The organism is Telluria sp. ZB2R32 (assembly GCF_059685715.1).
On sequence record NZ_JCASIG010000001.1, the window covers coordinates 756045 to 778786 of the forward strand.

Here is a 22742-nt window from a genome sequence, read left to right on the forward strand (position 1 = left end):
TTCGTTTTGCGTTATCGGGTCGCCCGTACTGCGGCCAACATGACGCATCGGTCCGCGTGGGCACGGGGCGCCCACCCTACGGTCGACACCGGTTATTTCATCTGCGGGAACGCGAACTCGACGCCGGCGCTGGCGGTATTCGGCCAGCGCTGCATCACCGCCTTGTGGCGCGTGTAAAAACGCACGCCTTCAGGGCCGTAGGCGTGGTGGTCGCCGAACATGCTGCGCTTCCAGCCGCCGAAGCTGTTGAAGGCCATCGGCACCGGCAGCGGCACGTTCACGCCCACCATGCCGACCTGGATCTGGCGTACGAATTCGCGCGCCACGCCGCCGTCGCGGGTAAAGACGGCGACGCCGTTGCCGTACTCGTTGGCGTTGATCAGTTCGACCGCGCTGCCGACGTCCGGCAGGCGCACCACGCACAGCACCGGGCCGAAGATCTCTTCCTGATAGATGCTCATCTCGGGTTTGACGTGATCGAACAGGGTGCCGCCCACAAAAAAGCCGTTTTCGAAACCGGCAACCTGGTGCCCGCGGCCATCGACGACCAGCGTCGCGCCCTGCTCCACGCCCTCTCCGATCAGGCGTTCGATGCGCTGGCGCGCCGTTTGGGTCACGACCGGCCCCATCTCGGCGCCGGCGCTCATGCCGTCGCCAATTTTGAGGTTTTTTGTGCGTTCGGCCAGCGTGGCCACCAGCTTGTCGCCGGCGTCGCCGATGGCCACCGCCACCGAGATCGCCATGCAGCGTTCGCCCGCGGAACCGTAGGCGGCGCCGATCAGGGCGTCGACTGCCATCTCCATGTCCGCGTCGGGCATGACCACCATGTGGTTCTTGGCGCCGCCCAGAGCCTGCACGCGCTTGCCGTTGGCGCTGCCTCGGGCATAGATGTATTCGGCGATCGGCGTCGAGCCGACGAAGCTGATGGCTTGCACGTCGCGGTTGTCGAGCAGCGCGTCGACCGCCACTTTATCTCCCTGCACCACGTTGAAGACGCCGTCCGGCAACCCGGCTTCCTTCAGCAGGCGCGCATGCAGCAGCGACGGCGACGGGTCGCGTTCCGACGGTTTCAGCACGAAGGTATTGCCGCAGGCGATCGCCACCGGGAACATCCACATCGGCACCATCACCGGGAAATTAAACGGCGTGATGCCGGCCACCACACCGAGCGGCTGGCGCATCGACCAGGCGTCGATGCCGCGCGCGATCTGGTCGGTGAATTCGCCTTTTAAGAGTTGCGGAATCCCGCAGGCGAATTCCACGACTTCGATCCCGCGCGCCACTTCCCCTTGGGCGTCACTGAAGGTCTTGCCGTGTTCGCGCGTGATCATCGCCGCGAATTCGTCGGTGTGCTGCTGGCACAGCTGCAGGTATTTGAACAGGATGCGCGAGCGCGCCAGCGGCGGCGTGGCGGCCCAGGCCGGGAATGCCGCCTGCGCAGCGAAGACGGCGGCGTTGACTTCGTCGACGCCGGCCAGCGTCACGCGGGCGCAGGGTTCGCCCCGTGCCGGATTGAACACGTCGGCGTAACGGTCGCCCGCCGTGTCGACGACGTGGCCGCCAATAAAGTGGCCAATCACCTCAAGTTGATTCATGTGTTGTCTCTTCTAGTCCAGGTTCTTCAATACGGTAGCCAGCTTGCCGAACAATTCGTCGATATGCTGTTTCTCTAAGATGAGGGGCGGCGACAGCGCGATGATGTCGCCCGTGGTGCGGATCAGGATGCCGTCGGCAAAAGCCTTCTTGAACGCCTGGAAGGCGCGCGCACCGGGCTTGCCGGCAATCGGTTCGAGCTCGATGCCGGCGATCAGGCCGATGGTGCGCAGGTCGATCACGTGCGGCAGCCCTTTCAGGGCATGCACCGCGTCTTCCCAATAGGCTTGCATGCCCTTGGCGTGTTCCAGTATTTGCTGGTCCTTGAACACCTCGAGCGTGGCCAGGGAAGCAGCGCAGGCGACCGGGTGGCCGGAATAGGTATAGCCGTGGAACAGTTCGATGCCAGCGGGGGCGTCCATGAAAGCGTCGTGGATGAACTGCTTGCTGAACACCGCGCCCATCGGGATCACGCCATTGGTCAGCCCCTTTGCGGTCGTCATCATGTCCGGCTCGACCTCGAAATAGTCGGCCGCGAACGGCGTCGTCAGGCGGCCGAAGCCGGTAATGACTTCGTCGAAAATCAGCAGGATGCCGTGTTTGGTGCAGATCTCGCGCAGGCGCTTCAGGTAACCCTTCGGCGGCACCAGCACGCCGGTGGAGCCGGAGACCGGTTCGATGATCACGGCGGCAATCGTCGAGGCATCGTGCAGCGCGACCAGGCGTTCGAGTTCGTCCGCCAGTTCGACACCGAAGTCCGGCTCGCCGCGCGAAAAGGCGTTTTTCAGCAGGTTGTGCGTGTGCGGCAAGTGGTCGACGCCGGGCAGCAAGGGGCCGAAATGCTTGCGGTTGGGGCCGATGCCGCCCACCGACAGGCCGCCGAACCCGACGCCGTGATAACCGCGCTCGCGCCCGATCAGGCGGGTGCGCCCGCCCTCGCCACGCGCCTTGTGATAGGCCAGTGCGATCTTCAGCGCGGTATCGACCGCTTCGGAACCGGAGTTGGTGTAGAACACATGCCCGAACTTGTGCCCGGTGTAGTCCATCAGCCGCTCGGCCAGGTCGAAGGCGGCCGGATGCCCCATCTGGAAGGTGGGCGCGAAATCGAGCTGGCCGATCATCTCGCGCACCGCGGCGACGATCTTCGGCTGGGCATGGCCGCAGGGCACGCACCACAAACCGGCGGTGCCGTCGAGGATCTGGTTGCCGTCCACATCCTTGTAATACATGCCTTCGGCCGAGACCAGCAGGCGCGGATTGGCCTTGAAGTCGCGGTTGTTCGTGAATGGCATCCAGAAGGCGGACATCGATTCGGGTCTGGACTCGTTCATGCAGGCTCTCCCTTGTTTTTGGTCAAAACGATGAGGCAATCTTAACAATGCACGCCGGCGCCGCGAATGTAAAGGCCCGGACTCCCCGGGCCAGGCATGCGTCGTTGCAAAAATGCAAAAGATCCTGCCGATCCGGTAATATAAACGCGCGCCTTGATGCGGTCATATCCATTTGGATATATGCGAAGTCAACGGCAACGAAGGTGCATGCTAAATCACCTGGCATGCCGCCAGTATGAGAATGCCAATGCCTTTGATCTAACGCAAACTCAGCCATCGCGGATAAGCAAATCGCGAGGCCGATGGAGAAAAATCATGCCCGACATCCTGCCACCCGTTCTCACGACCGCGCGCCTGCGGCTGCGTCCCTTCACCCATGACGACGCCGCGGCGCTGTTCCGGGTGTTTTCCGACGCCGAGGTCGTGCGCTTCTGGTCGACCGGCGCCTGGACCGAGCTGGCCCAGGCTGACCAAATGATCGAGGAAGCCATGCAGGCCTACCGCGAAGGCGGACTGAGCCGGTATGCGATCGCGCTCGCCGGCACGGACGAATTGATCGGCATCTGCAACCTGCGCGGCTTTTTCGCGCAGAACCGGCGCTGTGAACTCGGCTATGCGCTGGGCAGCGCCCACTGGGGCCGCGGCTATGCCTACGAGGCACTCGACGCCCTGCTCGGCCATGCCTTTACAAGTCTCGACATGAACCGCATCGAGGCCGACATCGATCCGCGCAACACCGCCTCGGCGCGCCTGCTGGAGCGCCTCGGTTTCCGCTACGAGGGCACCATGCCGGAGCGCTGGTTCGTGCATGGCGAGTTCGCCGATACCGCCTTTTATGGCCTGCTCAGACGCTACTGGGACGAATGCGTGCTGTCCCGTTCGTCGCCCGGCGCTACCGGTTAGCCCGCGGAACCGGCACTTCGTCGGATGGGGCTCGCCGCCCTATGCCGGCGGGGTTACAGTGCCTCCATCAACCTTCACCACGAGGAGCACTCCATGAAAACGACCACCTTCCAATCCTTCGCCGCCGAACTCGAAGATGCCGCCGAGCGCGGCCTGCGCCTGCTGCGCGGCGGCCTGCGCACCTTCTCCGCCCTGCCCTGGCCGGCGCTGCTGCTGGCGGCCTTCCTGACCGCCTGCGCCATTGCCGTCATCCCGACCGCGCTGGTGCTGTTCGCGATCTTCCTGGCGATCAAGTACGCGGTGCTGGCGATTAACGGCGACAAGACCACCCTGCTCGAGGACTGACCATGCAAGCAAGCCAGATCAACCGCGCCCTCGACCTCATGCGCGAAACCCTCACTGAAGTGAGCAAGCTTTGGTGGGCGTTTTTCGACTGGGTCGCGGTGGTCGACTGGCGCAAGCTGGCCGTGACCTGGCTGCTCACGCTCGTCTTGTTCGGCATGCTGAACACGCCTGAGCCGGCGCTCTGGTATTTCGTCATCTCGTTCGGCATCAAGGTGCTGGCCGGCGGCAAGCGCCGCGCCGAACTGGTGGCCAAGGACGCAACCTTGAAAGCCGAAGTCGCCACTCTCGAGCGGCGCCTGACCGAGGCGCAGATGGCGGCCCTGCAGGCCCAGGTCGAGCCGCACTTCCTGTTCAACACGCTGGCCCTGATCGGGCGCCTGATCGAGACCGATCCGCCGGAAGCGGCCAAGGTGCACGCCCACCTGATTGCCTACCTGCGTTCGAGCCTGCCGCAGATGCGCTCGAACGGCGGCGCCACCCTTGGCAAGCAGCTGGAACTGTCGCGCGCCTATCTCGCCATCATGCAGGCGCGCATGAAGGAACGGCTCGCGCTGCGCTTCGAGGTGCCCGACTTCCTCGGTAGCGCGCCCTTCCCGCCGATGATGCTGCAAACCCTGATCGAAAACGCGATCAAGCACGGACTGGAACCGAAGATCGCGGGCGGCACCATCCTTGTCCGCGCCCGCGTCGACGGCGCCATCCTGATCGTCGACGTGTGCGACGATGGCGTCGGCATCGACCTGCATGCGGACGACGGCGTCGGTCTCGCCAACATCCGCGAACGCCTGCACCTGCTGTACGGCACCCGCGCCGAGCTGGTGATCGAAGCCCCGCCCGGCGGCGGCGCCTGCGCCTCGGTGCGCATTCCTTATCAGATGATGGAGGGAGCATAATGAGAGCAACCGCCCTGATCGCCGACGACGAAGCCGCGATGCGCGAACAATTGCGTGCGCGCCTGCTGGAAGTCTGGCCCGAACTCGACGTCGTCGCCCTCGCCTCGAACGGCATCGAAGCCGTGGAAATGGCCAACAAGTATCAGCCGCAGATTGCCTTCCTCGACATCCGCATGCCCGGCATGGGCGGCATCGAAGCGGCGCGCCAGCTGTACGACCGCTGCCATATCGTGTTCGCCACCGCCTACGACCAGTACGCGGTCGACGCTTTCGAGCACGGCGCCATCGACTACCTGCTGAAACCCGTCAGCGCCGAGCGTCTCGCCACCACCTGCGAGCGCCTGCGCCAGCGCCTGCAGAAAACGCCGCAGGACATTGGCGCCCAATTGGCGCAGTTGGGCAGCCTGCTGCAACAGCAAGGGACCAAGCCGAAGCCGTCCTACCTGCGCTGGATCCAGGCGCAAGTGGGCGGCAGCCTGCGCATGGTGAGCACGCGCGAAATCCTGTTTTTCCAGTCCGACGAAAAATACACGCGCGTGCAAACGGCCACGGCCGAACTTCTGATCCGTAAAACGCTCAAAGAACTGGCCGACGAACTCGACCCCGACGAATTCTGGCGCATCCACCGCTCGACGCTGGTGCGGGTGGACGCGATCGCCGAAGTCTCGCGCGACCTGCGCGGGCGCCAGATGCTGCGCGTACGCAATTACCCGCAGGAGCTCGAGGTCAGCCGCAATCATTCGCATCTGTTCCAACAGATGTAATTATTGCTCGCAGGCGGGTGTACTATCGGTTAACGATTCGCTACCGGAGATTGCAATGGCCGCTGTCGTTCCCTGCTTGCGTTACCGCGACGCCCACAAGGCGATCGCCTGGCTGTGCGAAGTCTTCGGCTTTGAACAGCACCTGGTTGTCGACGGCGACAACGGCACCGTCGCCCACGCGGAATTAGCGCTCGATGGCGCCATGATCATGCTCGGCTCGGTACGCGGCGGTTCCGCCTACGGCGACATGCTCGTCCAGCCCGACGAGATCGGCGGACGCCAGACCCAAACCATTTATCTAGTCGTCCCAGATGCCGACGCCGTCCATGCACGCGCGCTGCATGCGGGCGCTGCCATCATCATCCCGCTGGTCGACGAGGACTACGGCGGGCGCGGCTTCACTTGTCGCGATCCCGAGGGGTATGTCTGGAGCATTGGCACCTATGATCCGTGGCAGCCCAGCGGGTCATCCTGAATCTTCGACGCGATACCGGAATCGTTGCCTGAAAGGAGCTGTCATGTCACGCGCAGTGCATTTCGAAATCCACGCCAACCAGCCGCAACTGCTGATCGATTTTTATACCAACCTGTTCGGCTGGTCCTTCACCAAATTCCCGGCGGGCGAATACTGGATGATCAATACGGGACCGGACAGCCAGCCGGGCATCAACGGCGGCCTGCTGCCGCGTCCCGGGCCGGCGCCGGGGCCGATGGCGTCGCCGAATGCGTTTGTGATCACGGTCGACGTCGACAACCTGGATGCGTCGATGGCGAAGGCGCAAGGTGGCGGCGGGATGCTGTGTGTGCCGAAAATGGCGATTGCCGGGGTTGGGTGGCTGGCGTATTTCAAGGATCCGGATGGGAATATATTTGGGATGATGGAGATGGATGGAAGCGCGGCTTGATCACGCACTATTAAGCGAGCGAAGTTATGACAAGCGCGAATTTGGCTGCAAAGTAGAATATGGTGAAGCTGACACCATATCTTCCCGATCATTCCTTCGCATCATTTAGAGCAATCGGTACACCATATTGTTTTTCAAGGAAAGATACCTTCAAGAACTGAGCGATTCCCAACCCAATCATTTGCACGAATATAGAAATTACCAAGCAGGATGGAATTCCCCAGGCAAAAAAACTAAACGTTGGATAAACATTTCTAAACGACAATCCAGCCACCATTGAAAAAACAGAAATAAATGAAATTGCAGGATAAAGAGATTTTGGAACTCCCCAAACCTGCAAGCTTATGGAGAACTTCATTTCAGTTAGGATTTCTGACCAGTCTATAGCTCTGCAATTCTCGTCATAATACTTATTAAGAAAATGCTTTCCTCCCTTTTTCCATTTTGATTCAAACTGGCTTCTTGCCGCCAATATATTGTCGGCACAAAGAATAAACAAGAACAAAAACAGCGCAATTTTACTGCCATTGGTTAGGGATTGGACCCATAACACTGGAAGCAACATGCATAACATAAACCAAACGATACCTAATGCAAATGAAACATTAAATAGAATCCGGTAAATTAGTCTTTTTTTACCTAACAAAAAAAATATCGTTTGTGTACATGCAATTACCATAACTGCGGTTAAGCCTATTTGCAAAAACGATAGTGCAGCTTTCTCCCCAGCGAATTTGGCAGTCAAAACCCATCCGCCGATCGTGCCGCCGGAGGTGACGAAAAGAGACAACAGTACATGTTGGAACGAGAGATTTGCCATTTTAGCGAGCCATATTAGCCACTGCCTGCTTAATTCCGACCGTATCATCAACATAGTCGACAATTGTGGCTGCAAGGTAATAGCCTCCAATTACGACTGCGACCACCGCAAGTAAAGGGGCTGATGCTAGTCCTACTGCAGCAGCAGCAGCGGTCACCATTGCCGTCGCTGCAGCAGCGAACAGGCTCCCAAGCACTGCCGTCGCTCCGGCTTTGCAAACTGAGACACCGGCGCGCCCAAGAAATTCGGAAAGGTCGCGGCTTCCTTTTTCATCGAGATATACAGTGTTGACATCGACAATCAAGTCAATCACAGTGCCGATTGCCTGGATTTTTACACCACTCTTAAAATTTTCAGCATTCGTTATCATAATCCGTTTGAAACCGCCATATCCAGCCTTTCCAGTTCTTCCAAAACCACCACCAATGAATCTGGCCTCTTCAGAACCTAGCCTGAAATTTGGATGAGAAAGCTCCAATTTTTTTATTTTTTCCTGTCAGCGTTCCGATCACGTCGGAAACCAAATACCCTTTCAAGGCTACCTTATAGTTTCCCTTAGCTTTGTCCTCGATACGTACCTTCATCAACATTTGATCTAGATCTCTAAAATACTCTGCAATATAGCCAACGCCTTCTTTAAAAAATTTGACGTCAAGAACTGGCTGCCAGATATGAACCCTGCTGCCGTGGCCATCGCTGCATACACGATGGAATGCTGCTTATCCTTCGGCGGAAGAAAAATTTGGCTTGGCTTTCCCTCGATAAAACCGTCTTTGCGCAACTGGGCTAACATCTTTGGCTGAATATCGGTCGGCACCGCCTCAGTGATCGCAACGTACTCTCTGAGATCAGGAGACTGATGCAAAAAGGTATAATCAAATTTCGTTCCGATGTTCTTCAGAACAGAAAGTGTGGGCTCGTAGTTCGACATTACAGCAGTTTGTGCGCTGCCAAGACCGAACGGGTCGCCAGGTGTACACGTGAGTGGAAACGTTGATTCTTTTTTCCCCATGATCACCATCAGCGGCTCTGGCTTAGTCTTTGGGTCGGTCCCATAGCTTGTTGTATCGAGTTGATTCGGTCGATAGGATCCAAGAACTCGACCGTTCGACTGCAGAACGAGTTGCTCTTTAAAATCGCGACCGACCCAGACATGGCAAGGAACGCCATCAAAGACTTCAACCTTTCTAAGAAGCTTTTTAAGCGCAGGGCAATAGAAGTCGGCTTTGGACTCAACCGTATAAGTGGCGCCTGTTTGAAAATTTATGTCGAAAACGACGTCACGATGTTTCCGAAGGATCACCTGAATATTGTCGCTTGAACGCCAGCACTGCACTTGCTCACCAGGGAGATCGATGCAGATCTTCTGTTGTGTTGGAGGAGCTTTTTGCTTCGCGTTCGTCGTAACCATACTTTCTCCTTTTACTTACGCTTAGGTTGCTTTGAGCGCAAGGGTCCCATCGGAACATTCTTAAGCGTCGCCTTCCCGTTGCTGTCGAGCGTGACTGTCTTGCTGCTCCCGCCAGAGAACGAAATATCAATAGGCTCATCCGTAAGCAAATTTCCGTCCGCATCCACATACTCGATTTCAAGATCGCGCTTGATGTTTATCTCTGAGATCTTCATCGCAATCTCCGCACTTGACGCACTTACCGGCCCCGCCAACTCCTTCGCACTCGCCTTGAAATCCACCTTCCCCGGCGCATGCACCTCGATATTCCCGCCCTCGAGCTTGATGTAGGCTCCTTGCGCAGTCAGCAGCACATGCTTCTTCGGCGCTGAGATCGCCACTGACTTGTTGACGCTCGCGACAGTCACCGTCTTGTCCGCCACCAGGGACGTTGTGCCGGACTGGCTCTGGCTGCTCACCTTCCCGCTCGCCGCGTGCAGCTTGAGGCCGACCTCCTGGTTGGGCTTGGTTTTGTTCGAGGCTTTCCCATAGGTGAACAGGCTGATCCCGCTAACTACGAGTGTCGACGATCCGCCTTGTGCTGCGAAGTTGATGTCCTGCCCAGCACCTATGCTGCCGGTGGTGCTTGCCGAAAGGATGACGTCGGCCGGCGTGCTGGCGACGATGCCGGCCGGACTCGACAGTTGCAGGTGCGGCTCGCTGTAGGCAGCCACTTTCCCTTGATCGCCGCCATCGACCGCGTTGACGACCTCGACGCTGTGGCCCATCTGCTTGAGAGCGAGGAGTTCAGCCGGTTCAGGCTCATTCTTCAGCCTGGCATTGTGCTTCTGCGCCTGGGTCGCCAGGCCGGTCTGCAGTTGCAGGCTTTCTTCGATCTGTGCCAGCGCTTCGCGCGCGTCGAGCTGGCTGCCGCTGCCGCCATTACGCGCGTCCGACGACAGCAGCAAGCCCTGCCCTGCCCGCACGGCTGCGCTATGCGCGGTCTTCAGTTCCGCGCCGAATCCAATAGCACCTAACAGTGCGTTGTCGCTCTGGTGGCGCAACTGTCCCAGGTTCAGTTCGGCCATGCCGTCGTGCGCCTTGGCATGCCGCTGCAGGGCCAGGCGCGATTTGCCGGCGCTGTCGTCGAAGACCAGTTGGCTGTAGGCGCCGGTACCGTCCTGGCTGGTCTGCATCGCCTGCGTTTTAATTCCGGACAGCACGGCCGGATGTGCATTGCCGCCGCTCTCGCCGGGGAACCACGGCATGGCATTGCTGGTTGCGGCGCCTCCTCCATACGCCACCTGGTTGTGCTGGGCATCGGGCTGGCCGAGGCCGTTGTAGAGGCTGCCGATCACGACGGGCCGGTCGATGTCGCCGTCGAGGAAATCGACCAGCACCTCCTGTCCGACGCGCGGCACCATATGGCTGCCCCAGTTCGCGCCGGCGAGCGGCGTGGCGACGCGCACCCAGGTGCCGGCGCCGTCGGTTCCCGGTGCACCGCTGTGCCCGTCGGGATGCGGGTGGAGGGCGCGGCTGTGGCTGGTGTGGCCGCGCTGCCAGTGGAACTGGACCTTGATGCGATGATCGCGGTCGGTGTGGATGGTCGCACCCGGCGGGCCGACCACGATCGCCGTCTGCTGTCCCTGCACGGTGGGACGCGGATGCAACAGGCGGCCGTGCGCGTCGGTGCCGCTGCTGCGGTACGGCTTGCTGGCCGGAATGGCGTCGATCCGGTTGCGGTACAGGGGCCGGTCTTCGCCGGATGGCCGCGCCGGACGCATGCCGGGTTCGTCAGCAGCGGCCTGTGCCACGACACCCTGGCCCAGCAGTCTGGCGACGCTACTCAGTACATCGGCACCCAGGTTGTTATGCATCAGATGAACCGTACGCACGATCGCGAACGTGCGGGCGTCGTCGTGGTCCAACTCATCAAGCAGTGCGTGGCCGCGGATCGTAAACGTCGTGCCGGGTGCGAAGCTGCGGACCGTGCCGGCGGCAGTGTGCACCTGCTGCGCCGCTTCCAGCGCCTCGATCTGGTTGCGCGCGATGCGTTGCGCCTGTTCGCGGTTCGGCCAGGCATACACACCGGGCGCATCGCGGCTGCTGAGTACAGGCGCATCGGAATCCGCCGCGGCCATGCTTGCCTGACGCTGGCGTACCGTGCGGTAGTCCCAGCTGCCGAGTTCGATTGCATTGGTCGACAGGCGCGATGTGAAGCGCCAGCGGTCGATGCTGTCGGCTTTCATCACCGCGCCCGGCTGCGTGAATGCGACCGAGGACTGGGCATTCGGTTTGAAGGCGCGATTGTGGTCGGCGATGACCAGCGTGTGGCTGCCGAGCGATGCGTTGTTGGGCGCCCCGCTGTGTTCGAAGAAGTAAAACATCCCTTCTTCGTGCATGAGGCGTTCGACGAAGGCCAGGTCGCTTTCCTGGTACTGGGTCGTCAAGCTGCGTTGCAGGTACACGCTGCGGTCGGCGAGTTCGAAGCGCCAGGCAGGCACGAGCGTGCCGCGGCCTGCATAGCTCTTGAAGACGACGTCGAGAATGTCGGGGACCGTCATGTCCTGGAAGATGCGGCTGTCGCGGCCGAGGGCGAGGAAGCGGGTCCAGGGTTCGAGCGTCAGCACGTAGCGCGCAAAGCCACCATTTGCGCCGGTTATCTCGGCTGCCGTGATGTGGCCGTGAAAGGGCCGTAGCGCGTCATGGCTGGTGGCGGTCAGCAATTGCAGCAGCGCTGGCTGGCCGAGCAGGCTTTTCAGGGGAATGTGGGCGTCAGGCGACAGGGCGTCAATCCTGAAGGTGTAGCCGCTGCTGATGCCCTCTTCCCCTCGTACGCATTCCGCAAATAGATCGGCCCCAGCACGTGTCGTCAGCCTGAGCAGGCGTGTGTCTTGCGTATAACGATTGAACGACGCGAGCAGACCGGCGGCGTCGAATTTGTCCGGCATTGATCTCTCCCATGAATGCTGCAACTGAGCATGCGCACGCACAAACGAACCCAGCGATTACACGTCGGGATCGTGCGTTTGCAGTTGAGGAAGATCAGGCCGTTTGCCTACAGGCATTCAGTGCGTCATGCACGCCACAGCGGTGTCGGGAAGACCGAAGTCAGCCGTTCGGAATGGTCCGATTTTCAAAATAAAAAGCGCTGCGACGGGCAATCCGTGGCAGCGCTTTTACTGACGATGAACCCGCATGCCTGTCAAGGCATCCGCGCACCAGCAATTACTTGTTCAAATCCCACCCGCCGAACGCATTCGGCAACTGGGCCGCCGCCGTCGTCTCGAGGATGTCGCCCTTCAGGTTGGTCAGCACCACCGGCAGCTCATTGCCGCCCAGTTCCAGCACGACCTGGCGGCAGGCGCCACAGGGGGCGATCGGGCCGTCGGTCTGGCCGATCACGGCCAGGGCCGTGAAGTCGCCCGGCTTGTAGCCGTGGGCGATGGCGCTGAAGAAGGCGGTGCGTTCGGCGCAATTGCACAGACCGTAGGAGGCGTTTTCGATGTTGCAGCCGCGGAAGATGCGGCCGTCCTTGCATTCGAGGGCGGCGCCGACCTGGAATTTCGAGTACGGCGTATAGGCCAGTTCGCGTGCGGCGCGCGCTTCGTCGATCAGTTTTTCGTAGCGCATGATGTTCCTTACGCTGGACGAATGGTGCGGTGGATCATCGGCGCGTTAGCTGCTTTCTCGGCACCGAACTGGTAGGCGGCCTGCACCTGGCGCACGGCCTGTTCGGCTGCTTCCTGGGTGCGGGCATGGACCATGGCCAGCGGCTGGCCGACCTCGATCTTGTCGCCGAGTTCGATCAGGCCGGTGAGGCCGACGGCGAAGTCGATCGCATCCTGCGGACGCACACGCCCGCCACCCAGCGCGACCACGGCCAGGCCCAGGCCGCGGGTGTCGACGGCGGTGGCATAGCCGGCTTGCAGGCTTGGCGCCGGCACGATGACGGGGGCGGTTTCGAGGTAGGCGTCCGGCTTGTCCATCAGGTCGGCCGGGCCGCCCAGGGCGGTGACCATGCGCGCGAAGCGTTCGGCGGCTTCGCCCGAGTCGAGCGCCGCCTGCAGTTTGGCGCGGGCCTCGAGGTCGTTCGACGCCAGGCCCGAGATGACGAGCATTTCGGCGCACAGCGCCATCGTCACTTCGTGCAGGCGTGCCGGACGCGATTTGCCGCTCAGGTAGTCGATGGCGACGCGCACTTCGACCGCGTTGCCGGCGGCGTGGCACAGCGACTCGTCCATGCCGGTGAGGATGGCCGAGGTGCGCGTTCCCGCGCCGTTGCCGACGCTGACGATGCTCTCGGCCAGTTCCAGCGATTTGGCAGGGGTCGGCATGAAGGCGCCGCTGCCGACTTTCACGTCCATCACCAGCGCGTCGAGGCCGGCCGACAGCTTCTTCGAGAGGATCGAGCCGGTGATCATCGCCACCGATTCGACGGTCGCGGTGGTGTCGCGGATGCTGTAGAAACGCTTGTCGGCCGGGGCCAGCTGGGCGGTCTGGCCGATGATGGCGACGCCGACATCCTTGACGACCTTGCGGAACAGTTCCGGATCGGGCACGGTGCTGTAGCCGGGAATCGAGTCGAATTTGTCGAGCGTGCCGCCGGTGTGTCCGAGGCCGCGGCCGGAGATCATCGGCACGAAGCCGCCGCAGGCGGCGATCATCGGTCCGAGCATGAGGGAAACGACGTCGCCGACGCCGCCGGTCGAGTGCTTGTCGACCACGGGACCGGGCAGGTTCATCGATTTCCATTCCAGTACCTGGCCGGAATCGCGCATGGCCAGCGTAAAGGCGACGCGCTCGTCCATGCTCATGTCGTTGAAGTAGACGGCCATGGCGAGGGCGGCGATCTGGCCTTCGGTGACGGTGTTGTCAGGGATGCCGCGCACGAAGAACTGGATTTCTTCGGCGCTCAGGGTGCCGCCGTCGCGTTTTTTGCGGATGATTTCTTGGGGGAGGAACATGATGCTTTCGCCTCTCAATGTTGTTCAGTGTTAGACGCGACCGTATCAGTCACGCCGAAAAACGACGTAGGGTGGGCGCCCCGTGCCCACGCGGTGATCGTTAACATATGCCGGCCCGATCGCGAATTCGGAACCGTTACGTATCACCGCGTGGGCACAAGTGCCCACCCTACAAAAACGATTAAACGCCGTAAGGAATCCAGACGTTTTTCACCTGGCTCGCGTGCTGCAGGACCGTGCGGCCGCAGGCTTGCTTGGCATCGAACCAGTCGCGGCCCTTGGCGCCGCCGACCCAGGTGCGCTTCAGCGTCTCGGACGACAGGCGCTCGACTTCGGCGCAACCTTCCGCCGAACCGTCGTGGCGCCAGACGGCATCGATGTCGCCGTGGGTGGCCAGCGTGCGCGCCAGTTCGTCGGCGGAACCGGTGACGATGTTCAGGGCGCCGCCCGGCAGGTCGGAGGTGTCCAGCACCTGGTACAGATCAAGCGCGGACAATGGATGCGCTTCCGACGGTACGGCGACGACGCGGTTGCCCAGCGCCAGTGCCGGTGCGACCAGCGAGATGAAGCCCAGCAGCGCGTTCTCGTTCGGGCAGATGACGCCGATCACGCCGACCGGTTCGTTCAGGGCGACGGTGATGCCGTGCATCGGCGGCTGGTGGGCGGCGCCGTCGAACTTGTCGCACCACGCGGCCCAGTAGAACAGGCGCTCGATCGAGGCGGCGACTTCGCGCTGCGGATCGCGCACGCCGGTCATGGCGGCCAGGCGCGCGGCGAATTCCTCGGCGCGGATCGCCAGGTTCTCGGCGATGTAGTACAGGACTTGCGCGCGGTTGTGCGCGGTCGCCTTGGACCAGCCGGCGGCCTTGTGCGCTGCTTCGACGGCGTTGCGGATGTCCTTGCGGCTGCCTTCGCCGACGTCGGCCAGGAAGGCGCCATTCGCGCCGTTGATGGCGCGGCTGTAGGCGCCGTCGGGGCGGGCCTGCTTGCCGCCGATGTACATCTTGGCGGTGCGGTCGACGGCGAACGGGCTACCGCCTTCCGCAGCGCGCACTTTACCCTGCTCAGGCTTGATCGGTGCAGCAGGACGTGCGTCTTCCGCCAGCGGCGTCAGGTACTCGTACATGCCTTCCTTGCCGCCTTCGCGGCCGAAGCCCGATTCCTTGTAGCCGCCGAAGCCGCAGGCCGCGTCGAACTGGTTCGCCGTGTTGATCCACACGACACCGGCCTTGATCTGCGGCGCGACGTCCAGCGCCAGCGAGATCGATTCCGACCACACGCAGGCGGCCAGGCCGTAGACGGTGTTGTTGGCCAGCTGGACGGCTTCGCCCGGGGTGCGGAAGCTCATGGCGACCAGCACCGGTCCGAAGATTTCGGTCTGGGCCACGGCGGCCGAGGTCGAGGCGCCGGTGATCAGGGTCGGCAGGTACCACGCGCCGGCGGCAGGCGCTGCGCACGACGGTTGCCAGATCTCGCAGCCCTCGGCACGGGCGGCTTCCACCAGGCCGTGGATGCGCTGCTGCTGGACCGGGTCGACCAGGGCGCCGATATCGTTCGACTTATCCAGCGGCGAGCCGACGCGCAGGTTCTGCATGCGGGTTTTGACCTTGGCGATGAAGCGGTCGTAGACCGATTCCTGCACCAGCAGGCGCGAACCGGCGCAGCACACTTGACCCTGGTTGAACCAGATCGAATCGACCAGGCCTTCGACGGCGGCGTCGAGGTCGGCGTCGTCGAAGACGATGAAGGGAGATTTGCCGCCCAACTCCAGCGACAGCTTCTTGCCGCTGCCGGCGGTGGCCTTGCGGATGATGCGGCCGACTTCGGTCGAACCGGTGAAGGCCAGCTTGTCGATGCCCGGGTGGTTGACGATCGCTTCGCCCACGCGGCCGTCGCCGGTGACGATGTTGACGACGCCCGCTGGCACGCCGGCCTGCTGGCAGATCTCGGCGAACAGCAGCGCGGTCAAGGACGTGTACTCGGCCGGCTTGAAGACGATGGTATTACCGGCGGCCAGCGCCGGCGCGATTTTCCAGGCCAGCATCAGGACCGGGAAGTTCCAGGGAACGATCTGGCCAACGACACCAACGGCGCGGTAGTCGGCGAATTCTTCCGACTGCAGCTGGGCCCAGCCGGCGTGATGGTAGAAGTGCCTGCTTGCTAACGGCAAGTCGGCATCGCGCGTTTCGCGGATGGTCTTGCCGTTGTCGAGGGTTTCCAGCACCGCGAACAGGCGCGAATGCTTTTGCAGCAGGCGCGCGATCGAATACATGATTTTCGCGCGGCCGTGGCCACCCAGCGCGACCCAGTCCGGCTGCGCGCGGCGCGCGGCTTCGACGGCGCGGTTCACGTCGACCGAAGTAGCCTGCGTTACCTGTGCCAGCTCCGAACCATCGGCCGGGTTGTTCGATGCGAAGGTCTCGACACCCTCGCTCCACGCGTTGTCGATAAAGAGGCCGAAACGGCGTCCATGCTGGTCCAGCCACGCCTGTGCTTCTTTGGTGCTTTCAGGTGCGGGGCCGTAATCCATAGTTTGCAAAATCTCGTTAATTGTTGGCATGACGAATCCGTTCGGTATTTAAGGTTGCGCGTGGCGATGTGCGGCCGAGTAGGCGCCGGTCACGTAGTGCTCGAGCTGGCGCTCGATGTCGGTCATCAGGCTCGACGCGCCGATGCGGAACAGGTGCGGCTGCAGCCAGTCGTTGCCCAGCTCTTCCTTCATGACGGTCAGGTACTGCAGCGCCGATTTCGCGGACGAGACGCCGCCGGCCGGCTTGTAGCCGACCTGGAAACCAGTCTGCTCGTAGTAGTCGCGGATCGCGCGCGTCATCACCAGCGATACCGGGATGGTGGCGTTGACGCCTTCCTTGCCGGTCGAGGTCTTGATGAAGTCGGCGCCGGCCATCATGCAGACCCACGAGGCTTTCGCCACGTTGTCCAGCGTGACCAGGTCGCCGGTGGCGAGAATCGCCTTGACGTGCGCTTCGCCGCAGGCGGCGCGGTAGGCGACCATCTCGTCGTACAGCGCCTGCCAGTTACCGGTCAGGACGTGCTGGCGCGTGATGACGATGTCGATCTCGGTGGCGCCGGCGGCGACACTCAGTTCGATTTCGCGCAGCTTGGTCTCGAGGCTCGACAGGCCGGCCGGGAAGGCGGTCGACACGGCGGCGATCGGCAAGCGGCCCTGCAGGATTCTGACGGCCGGCGTGATCATCTCGTGGTACACGCAGACGGCGCCGGTGGTGAGCGATTCGAGGCCCAGTGCCTGCATCAGGTCGGCGCGCAGCGGGCGCATCGCCTTCATGCACAGGCGCTCGACGCGGCCCGGGGTGTCGTCGCCACCGAGGGTGGTCAAGTCCATGCACTGCACGGCGCGGATCAGCCAGGCGGCCTGGTATTCCTTTTTCACCGTGCGGCGGTTCGCCAGGCTGGCGGCGCGGCGGTCGGCCGCATTGCGGTTGACCTTGATGCTGTTCACCCAGCCGAGGTCGAGGCCGACGGCGGTGTTACGTTTGAAGTCCAGGTTCTGGGTCATAGCAGTGCGGTTCCGTTGGAGAGAGGTTTGACGCCAAGGTGCTTGGCCAGCGTGGCGCCGATGTCGGAGAAGGTCGACGCGGTCGGCAGTTCCTGTGCCGGCACGTTCGGGCCGAAGAAGATCATCGGGATGTGTTCGCGGGTGTGGTCCGAGCCCGGCGCGGTCGGATCGCAGCCGTGGTCGGCGGTAATCACGACCAGGTCGCCATCCTTCAGTTTGGCCATGAATTCGGGCAGGCGCGCATCGAGTTCGTGCAGCGCGTTCGAGTAACCGGCGACGTCGCGGCGGTGGCCGAAGTGCATGTCGAAGTCGACGAAGTTCACGAACGATAGCGACTTTTCCGGGGCCTCGTCCGCCACTTCCAGCAGGCGGTCGAACAGCGCCATGTTGTCCGGGCCTTTCACCAGACGCGTGACGCCTTGCGCCGCGAAGATGTCGCTGATCTTGCCGAGGGCGATGACTTCGCCACCGTCGTTTTTCACGTGATCCAGCAACGTCGGCGCGGTCGGCGGCACGGCGTAGTCGTGGCGGTTGCTGGTGCGCTTGTACTTGCCGTTCGCGCCCAGGAACGGACGCGCGATCACGCGGCCGATGTTGTAGGGCTTGACCAGTTCATAGGCCGCTTCGCAGACTTCGTACAGGCGCTCGAGGCCGAAGCTTTCTTCGTGCGCGGCGATCTGCAGCACCGAGTCGGCCGAGGTGTACAAAATCGGCTTGCCGCTGGCGACGTGTTCGTCGCCGAGTTCGTCGATGATGGTGGTGCCCGAGGCGTGGCAGTTGCCGAGCCAGCCGGGCACGCCGGTCAGCTCCTGCAGTTTATCGGTCAACTCTTGCGGGAACGACGGCACCGTCTTCGGGAAGTAGCCCCAGTCAAACAGCACCGGCACGCCGGCGATTTCCCAGTGCCCGCTCTGCGTGTCCTTGCCGGTCGACTGCTCGCGCGCGACGCCCCAGGCGCCGGTGAAACCGTCGCGCTGGTCGAAACCGGCGGCCCATTCGCCGCTCGCCTTGTGGGCAGCGGCGGCCAGGCCGAGGCGCTCGAGGTTCGGCAGCGACATCGGCTTGCCCTCTTTCGCCGCCCACGCGGCGATGTGGCCGAAGGTGTTGGCACCAAGATCGCCGTATTTGTCGGCGTCGGGCAGTGCGCCCAGGCCGAAGGAGTCAAGCAGGAGGATGAATGCGCGTGACATGGATGTCCTCGACAGTGATTAGGCTTCAACGCGCGGGATGGTGCCCAGGCGCTCGGTGAACGAATGGATCAGGGTGACCAGGTCTTTCGCCGCGATCGCCGCGTACTTCAGGGTCTGCTCGTGCGACAGCGGGAACGGCGACAGGCCTTCGGCCAGGTTGGTGATGGCCGAGATGCCGACCACTTTCAGGCCGCAGTGGCGCGCCGAGATCACTTCCGGCACCACCGACATGCCGACCACGTCGGCGCCCAGCGTTTTGAAGGCGCGGATTTCGGCGGCGGTTTCGAAGTTCGGACCCGGCGCGGCCAGGTACACGCCTTCGGCGATGGTGATGTTTTTAGCAAGCGCGGTTTCCTTGACCAGCGCGCGCAGGTCGGCGTCGTAGGCATTGGCCATGCTGAAGAAGCGCGGGCCGAAGCGGTCGTCGTTCGGGCCGGCCATCGGGCTGCCAGGCAGCAGGTTGATGTGGTCGGTCAGGACGACGACGCTGCCGGCATCGACTTCGGTGCGCAAGGAACCTGCGGCATTCGTCACCAGCAGCATCTCGCAGCCGAGCAGCTTGAAGGTGCGCACGGCCGAGGTCATGACGTTGGCGCCATAGCCTTCGTAGAAATGGCCGCGGCCCTTCATGCAGACGACCGGCACGCCGGCCAGGGTACCCAGCACCAGTTCGCCGGCGTGGCCGTGCACGGTGCTGATCGGGAAACCCGGCAGTTCGCTGTAGCTGATCGAGACCGCGTCCAGCATCTGTTCGGCGAGCACGCCGAGGCCGGAACCGAGGATCATCGCCACGCGCGGCTCGAACCCTGGTTTGCGGGCGCGAATGATCTCGGCGGCTTCGAATGGGGTATTGCTGGACATGAGGTTTCCTTGTCGAGAATCTTAAAGTGAGGGAGGCTGTGTCGGCACTGCGGGCTTGCGGAAGAGGTGGGCCCGGCGCCGCAGAAAGGGGCGCAGTGGTGCCAGAAATTAGTATAACTATGCATTATCGTGGATATGTATGGCAAATACCATTTCTCTTGCTCATTTATATCGTGAACGACTAAATCGACGGGTATTCAGTTTCCGTCTCGTCGATACATGGCAGTTGACTCGCGACAAACATTTGTCTAGCATTGACAAACATTTGTTGAATAGCGCGCCTCTCACCGTGACCGAACTCTCGAAAAAAGAACAGCTGTATGCGTTGATCCGCGCGAACCCGTTCATCGCCCAGCAGGAGATCGCCGCCGAACTGAAGCTGTCGCGGTCGGCGGTGGCCGGTTACATCGCCAGCCTGGTGCGCGAGCGGCGCCTGCTCGGGCGCGCCTACGTGCTGCCCGACGACCGGCCGATCGTCTGCGTCGGCGCGGCCAATCTCGACCGCAAGCTGCGCGCCCTCGGCGCACTGGCGATAGGTACCTCGAACCCGGCCAGCGCCATCGAATCCTTCGGCGGGGTGGCGCGCAACATCGCCGAGAACCTGGCGCGCCTGGGCGCGGCCGTCAGCCTGATCACGGCTGTCGGCAACGACACGGCCGGACGCGCCCTGCTCGCCCACGCCCAGGAAACCGGCATCGACACGCGCGGCGCCTTGCGCCTCGACGACGCCGGCAGCGGCACCTATACCGCGGTACTCGACGCCGACGGCCAGATGGCCGTCGCCCTGGCCGACATGGCGCTGTACGACCGCATCACGCCGGCCTTCCTCGCCCTGCGCCAGCAGCAGCGCGCCACCGCCGCGCTGATCGTGGCCGACCTGAACCTGCCGCACGATGCCATCGCAACGCTGCAGCAGGATGCGGCGCGCGACGGCGTCGACCTCGTCATCGTCGCGGTGTCGGAGCCGAAGATGAACCGGCTGCCCGCCTCGCTGGCTGGCGTGCGCCTGCTGATCCTGAACGAAGGCGAACTGGGCGCGCGCCTCGGCCGCGCGTTAAACGGCGACGCCGACCTGGCCGGCGCCTGCGCCGAACTGCAGGCGCAAGGCGCGCGCGACATTGTCGTCACCCTCGGCGCGCGCGGCGTGCTGTTCACCACGTCCGCCGGCGTCGACCGCTTGGCGGCGCCGCCGGCCGGGGTGGTCGACGTCACCGGCGCCGGCGACGCCTTTGCCGCCGCCGTTTGCCTGTCGCTGCAGGACGGCGCCACCGACCTGGCGCTGGCTTGCCGCCGCGGCTTGCAACTGGCGAAACTGACCATCGGCTGCCGCGAGACGGTCTGCCCGCAACTGACGCCCGAAACCTTCGGCACCCTCACCCAAGATTGATTGGATTTACCATGCACGCATTCCTCCTGTTTTCCCCGGAAGTCGCCGCCGCCCGCAGCGCCGGCCGTCCCATCGTCGCGCTCGAGTCGACCATCATCTCGCACGGCATGCCCTACCCGCAGAACGTGCAGACCGCGCGCAAAGTGGAACAGATCATCCGCGACGCCGGCGCCGTGCCGGCCACGATCGCCATCATGGACGGCAAGATCTGCATCGGCCTGTCCGATGAACAGCTCGAGCAGCTGGGCACCGCGCTTGATGCGATCAAAGTCAGCCGGCGCGACCTGGCCTACGTGCTGTCGCAGCGCCTGCTGGGCGCGACCACCGTCGCCGCCACCATGATCTGCGCGCAGCTGGCCGGCATCGAAGTCTTCGTCACCGGCGGCATCGGCGGCGTGCACCGCGGCGCCGAGACCAGTTTCGATATTTCGGCCGACCTGCAGGAGCTGGCGCAAACGAGCGTGGCCGTGGTCTGCGCCGGCGTCAAATCGATCCTCGACATCGGCCTCACGCTCGAATACCTGGAAACGCATGGCGTGCCGGTGGTCAGCGTCGGCCAGCCCGGCTTCCCCGCCTTCTTCACGCGCGAATCCGGCTTCCATGCCGACTTCCAGCTCGACAGCGCGGAACAGCAGGCGAACTTCATCCGCACCAAGTGGCAGTTGGGTTTGAACGGCGGCGTCGTCGTCAGCAACCCGGTGCCGCAGCAGTTCGCAATGCCGAAGGAAGAAATCGACCGCATCACCGAACAGGCCTTGCAGGAAGCCGGTCAACAGGGCGTGACGGGCAAGAAGGTCACGCCCTTCCTGCTGGCGCGCATCAAGGAACTGACCGAAGGACGCAGCCTGGCGACCAACATCGCGCTGGTCGAACACAACGCCCTCGTCGGCGCCCGCCTGGCCGTGGCGCTGAACGCATAATCGTATAAACCATGTCGATCGACCTGAAACAGCTGAAATACTTCCTCGCCGTGGCCGAGGAAAAAAGCTTCAGCCGCGCCGCCGAGCGCCTGCACATCTCGCAGCCGCCGCTCTCGCAGCAGATCATGAAGCTCGAGTCCGAACTCGGCGTGCGCCTGTTCGCGCGCACCACGCGCAGCTTCGAGCTGACCGTGGCCGGCAAGGCGCTGATGGCGGAAGCGTCGGACCTGCTGGGGCGGATGCGCATGACGATCGACACCATCCGCCAGATCGACCGCGGCGAAGTCGGCCGCCTGCGCGTGGGCATCGTCGGTTCGGCAATGTGGGGACCGATCCCGAGTCTGTTGGAACGCTTCCAGAGCGAATTCCCGAAGGTGACCTGGACCATCCACGAACTGGGGCCAGACGAACAGTTCGAGGCGCTGCGCACCAAGCAGATCGACGTCGGCTTCTGGCGCGAGCCGCGCCTCGAAGAAGAAGCCCTCAAAAGCGCGCACCTGCACCAGGAACTGTGTTTTCGCGAGAACGTGTGCGTGGCCGTGCACAAGGGCCACGCGCTGGCGGGACGCGCGGCGATCGACCTAGTCGACATCGCCAACGAGCCGATGCTGACCCTGCACCTGAGCCAGTCGGCCGAACCGCGCTACCTGATCCAGTGCTGCATCAACGCCGGCTTCCAGCCGACCATCTTCCAGGAAGCGGCCGAACCGCAGACCTTGCTGGCGATGGTCGGCGCGGGGCTCGGCGTGGCGCTGATGCCGGAGACGACCAGCCGCATCGGCTGGCCGGGGGTGGTGTTCGTGCCGATCCGGGCGGATGCGCCGTCGGCGAATTTGTACATTACCTATACCAGCCAGGACGATGCGCCAGTGGTGCGGGCGTTTTTGAAGATCCTGCAGCCGGACGGGGGTTCGTGACATCACCGCTCGATGTGTGAC

General features: G+C 62.9%; 21 protein-coding genes. 9 read left to right on the forward strand and 12 right to left on the reverse strand.

Annotated elements, in window-relative coordinates; genetic code table 11:
• Positions 1-92: 92 nt before the first annotated feature.
• Positions 93-1595: a CoA-acylating methylmalonate-semialdehyde dehydrogenase gene (locus tag AC56LG_RS03225; protein WP_497164686.1), complete on the reverse strand. Its 1503-nt coding sequence runs from the start codon at positions 1593-1595 to the stop codon at positions 93-95.
• 12 nt (positions 1596-1607) lie between these two features.
• On the reverse strand, positions 1608-2924 hold the full coding sequence (gene aptA, locus AC56LG_RS03230; protein WP_497164687.1) for an omega-aminotransferase AptA: 1317 nt from the start codon (positions 2922-2924) through the stop codon (positions 1608-1610).
• Positions 2925-3239: 315 nt separating this feature from the next.
• Between aptA and AC56LG_RS03235 the strand changes: the two genes are divergently transcribed.
• The 6 genes from AC56LG_RS03235 to AC56LG_RS03260 all read left to right on the forward strand — a co-directional run bounded on the left by AC56LG_RS03235 (position 3240) and on the right by AC56LG_RS03260 (position 6734).
• Positions 3240-3827 (forward strand): GNAT family N-acetyltransferase, encoded by a 588-nt coding sequence (locus tag AC56LG_RS03235; RefSeq protein WP_497164688.1) that lies wholly within the window; start codon positions 3240-3242, stop codon positions 3825-3827.
• 93 nt (positions 3828-3920) lie between these two features.
• Complete coding sequence (locus AC56LG_RS03240; RefSeq protein ID WP_497164689.1) at positions 3921-4172, forward strand: hypothetical protein; 252 nt, start codon at positions 3921-3923, stop codon at positions 4170-4172.
• 2 nt (positions 4173-4174) lie between these two features.
• A complete protein-coding gene (locus AC56LG_RS03245; RefSeq protein WP_497164690.1) occupies positions 4175-5065 on the forward strand; it encodes a sensor histidine kinase in 891 nt (296 codons plus the stop codon).
• Positions 5065-5829 carry a LytR/AlgR family response regulator transcription factor gene (locus tag AC56LG_RS03250; RefSeq protein WP_497164691.1) on the forward strand — a complete coding sequence of 255 codons (765 nt, stop codon included), beginning with the start codon at positions 5065-5067 and terminating at the stop codon, positions 5827-5829. Before AC56LG_RS03245 ends, AC56LG_RS03250 begins: the two co-directional genes overlap by 1 nt.
• Positions 5830-5884: 55 nt before the next feature.
• Positions 5885-6304, forward strand: a complete 420-nt coding sequence (locus AC56LG_RS03255; protein ID WP_497164692.1) for a VOC family protein — start codon at positions 5885-5887, stop codon at positions 6302-6304.
• A gap of 43 nt (positions 6305-6347) precedes the next feature.
• Positions 6348-6734, forward strand: a complete 387-nt coding sequence (locus AC56LG_RS03260) for a VOC family protein (RefSeq protein WP_497164693.1) — start codon at positions 6348-6350, stop codon at positions 6732-6734.
• 88 nt (positions 6735-6822) lie between these two features.
• Here the strand turns inward: AC56LG_RS03260 and AC56LG_RS03265 are convergent, their stop codons facing one another.
• The 10 genes from AC56LG_RS03265 to xapA all read right to left on the reverse strand — a co-directional run bounded on the left by AC56LG_RS03265 (position 6823) and on the right by xapA (position 19497).
• On the reverse strand, positions 6823-7554 hold the full coding sequence (locus AC56LG_RS03265; RefSeq protein ID WP_497164694.1) for a hypothetical protein: 732 nt from the start codon (positions 7552-7554) through the stop codon (positions 6823-6825).
• A gap of 1 nt (position 7555) precedes the next feature.
• Positions 7556-8032 (reverse strand): hypothetical protein, encoded by a 477-nt coding sequence (locus tag AC56LG_RS03270; RefSeq protein ID WP_497164695.1) that lies wholly within the window; start codon positions 8030-8032, stop codon positions 7556-7558.
• Between the two features lie 117 nt (positions 8033-8149).
• On the reverse strand, positions 8150-8965 hold the full coding sequence (locus tag AC56LG_RS03275; RefSeq protein WP_497164696.1) for a hypothetical protein: 816 nt from the start codon (positions 8963-8965) through the stop codon (positions 8150-8152).
• 11 nt (positions 8966-8976) lie between these two features.
• A complete protein-coding gene (locus AC56LG_RS03280) occupies positions 8977-11895 on the reverse strand; it encodes a type VI secretion system Vgr family protein (RefSeq protein WP_497164697.1) in 2919 nt (972 codons plus the stop codon).
• Positions 11896-12172: 277 nt separating this feature from the next.
• Positions 12173-12577: a cytidine deaminase gene (locus AC56LG_RS03285; RefSeq protein WP_497164698.1), complete on the reverse strand. Its 405-nt coding sequence runs from the start codon at positions 12575-12577 to the stop codon at positions 12173-12175.
• Positions 12578-12585: 8 nt separating this feature from the next.
• On the reverse strand, positions 12586-13911 hold the full coding sequence (gene deoA, locus AC56LG_RS03290; protein ID WP_497164699.1) for a thymidine phosphorylase: 1326 nt from the start codon (positions 13909-13911) through the stop codon (positions 12586-12588).
• 181 nt (positions 13912-14092) lie between these two features.
• A complete protein-coding gene (locus AC56LG_RS03295) occupies positions 14093-16471 on the reverse strand; it encodes an aldehyde dehydrogenase family protein (RefSeq protein WP_497164700.1) in 2379 nt (792 codons plus the stop codon).
• Between the two features lie 18 nt (positions 16472-16489).
• A complete protein-coding gene (gene deoC, locus AC56LG_RS03300) occupies positions 16490-17446 on the reverse strand; it encodes a deoxyribose-phosphate aldolase (RefSeq protein ID WP_497164701.1) in 957 nt (318 codons plus the stop codon).
• A complete protein-coding gene (locus AC56LG_RS03305) occupies positions 17443-18636 on the reverse strand; it encodes a phosphopentomutase (RefSeq protein ID WP_497164702.1) in 1194 nt (397 codons plus the stop codon). The genes deoC and AC56LG_RS03305 overlap by 4 nt, the downstream gene beginning before the upstream one ends.
• A gap of 18 nt (positions 18637-18654) precedes the next feature.
• Positions 18655-19497: a xanthosine phosphorylase gene (gene xapA, locus AC56LG_RS03310; RefSeq protein WP_497164703.1), complete on the reverse strand. Its 843-nt coding sequence runs from the start codon at positions 19495-19497 to the stop codon at positions 18655-18657.
• Positions 19498-19786: 289 nt separating this feature from the next.
• Between xapA and AC56LG_RS03315 the strand changes: the two genes are divergently transcribed.
• From AC56LG_RS03315 to AC56LG_RS03325, 3 genes are read left to right on the forward strand one after another with little or no spacing between them, the layout of a single operon-like run.
• Positions 19787-20884: a carbohydrate kinase gene (locus tag AC56LG_RS03315; protein ID WP_497165012.1), complete on the forward strand. Its 1098-nt coding sequence runs from the start codon at positions 19787-19789 to the stop codon at positions 20882-20884.
• Between the two features lie 11 nt (positions 20885-20895).
• Complete coding sequence (locus AC56LG_RS03320) at positions 20896-21804, forward strand: pseudouridine-5'-phosphate glycosidase (RefSeq protein WP_497164704.1); 909 nt, start codon at positions 20896-20898, stop codon at positions 21802-21804.
• Between the two features lie 11 nt (positions 21805-21815).
• On the forward strand, positions 21816-22721 hold the full coding sequence (locus tag AC56LG_RS03325; protein WP_497164705.1) for a LysR family transcriptional regulator: 906 nt from the start codon (positions 21816-21818) through the stop codon (positions 22719-22721).
• Positions 22722-22742: the final 21 nt, after the last annotated feature.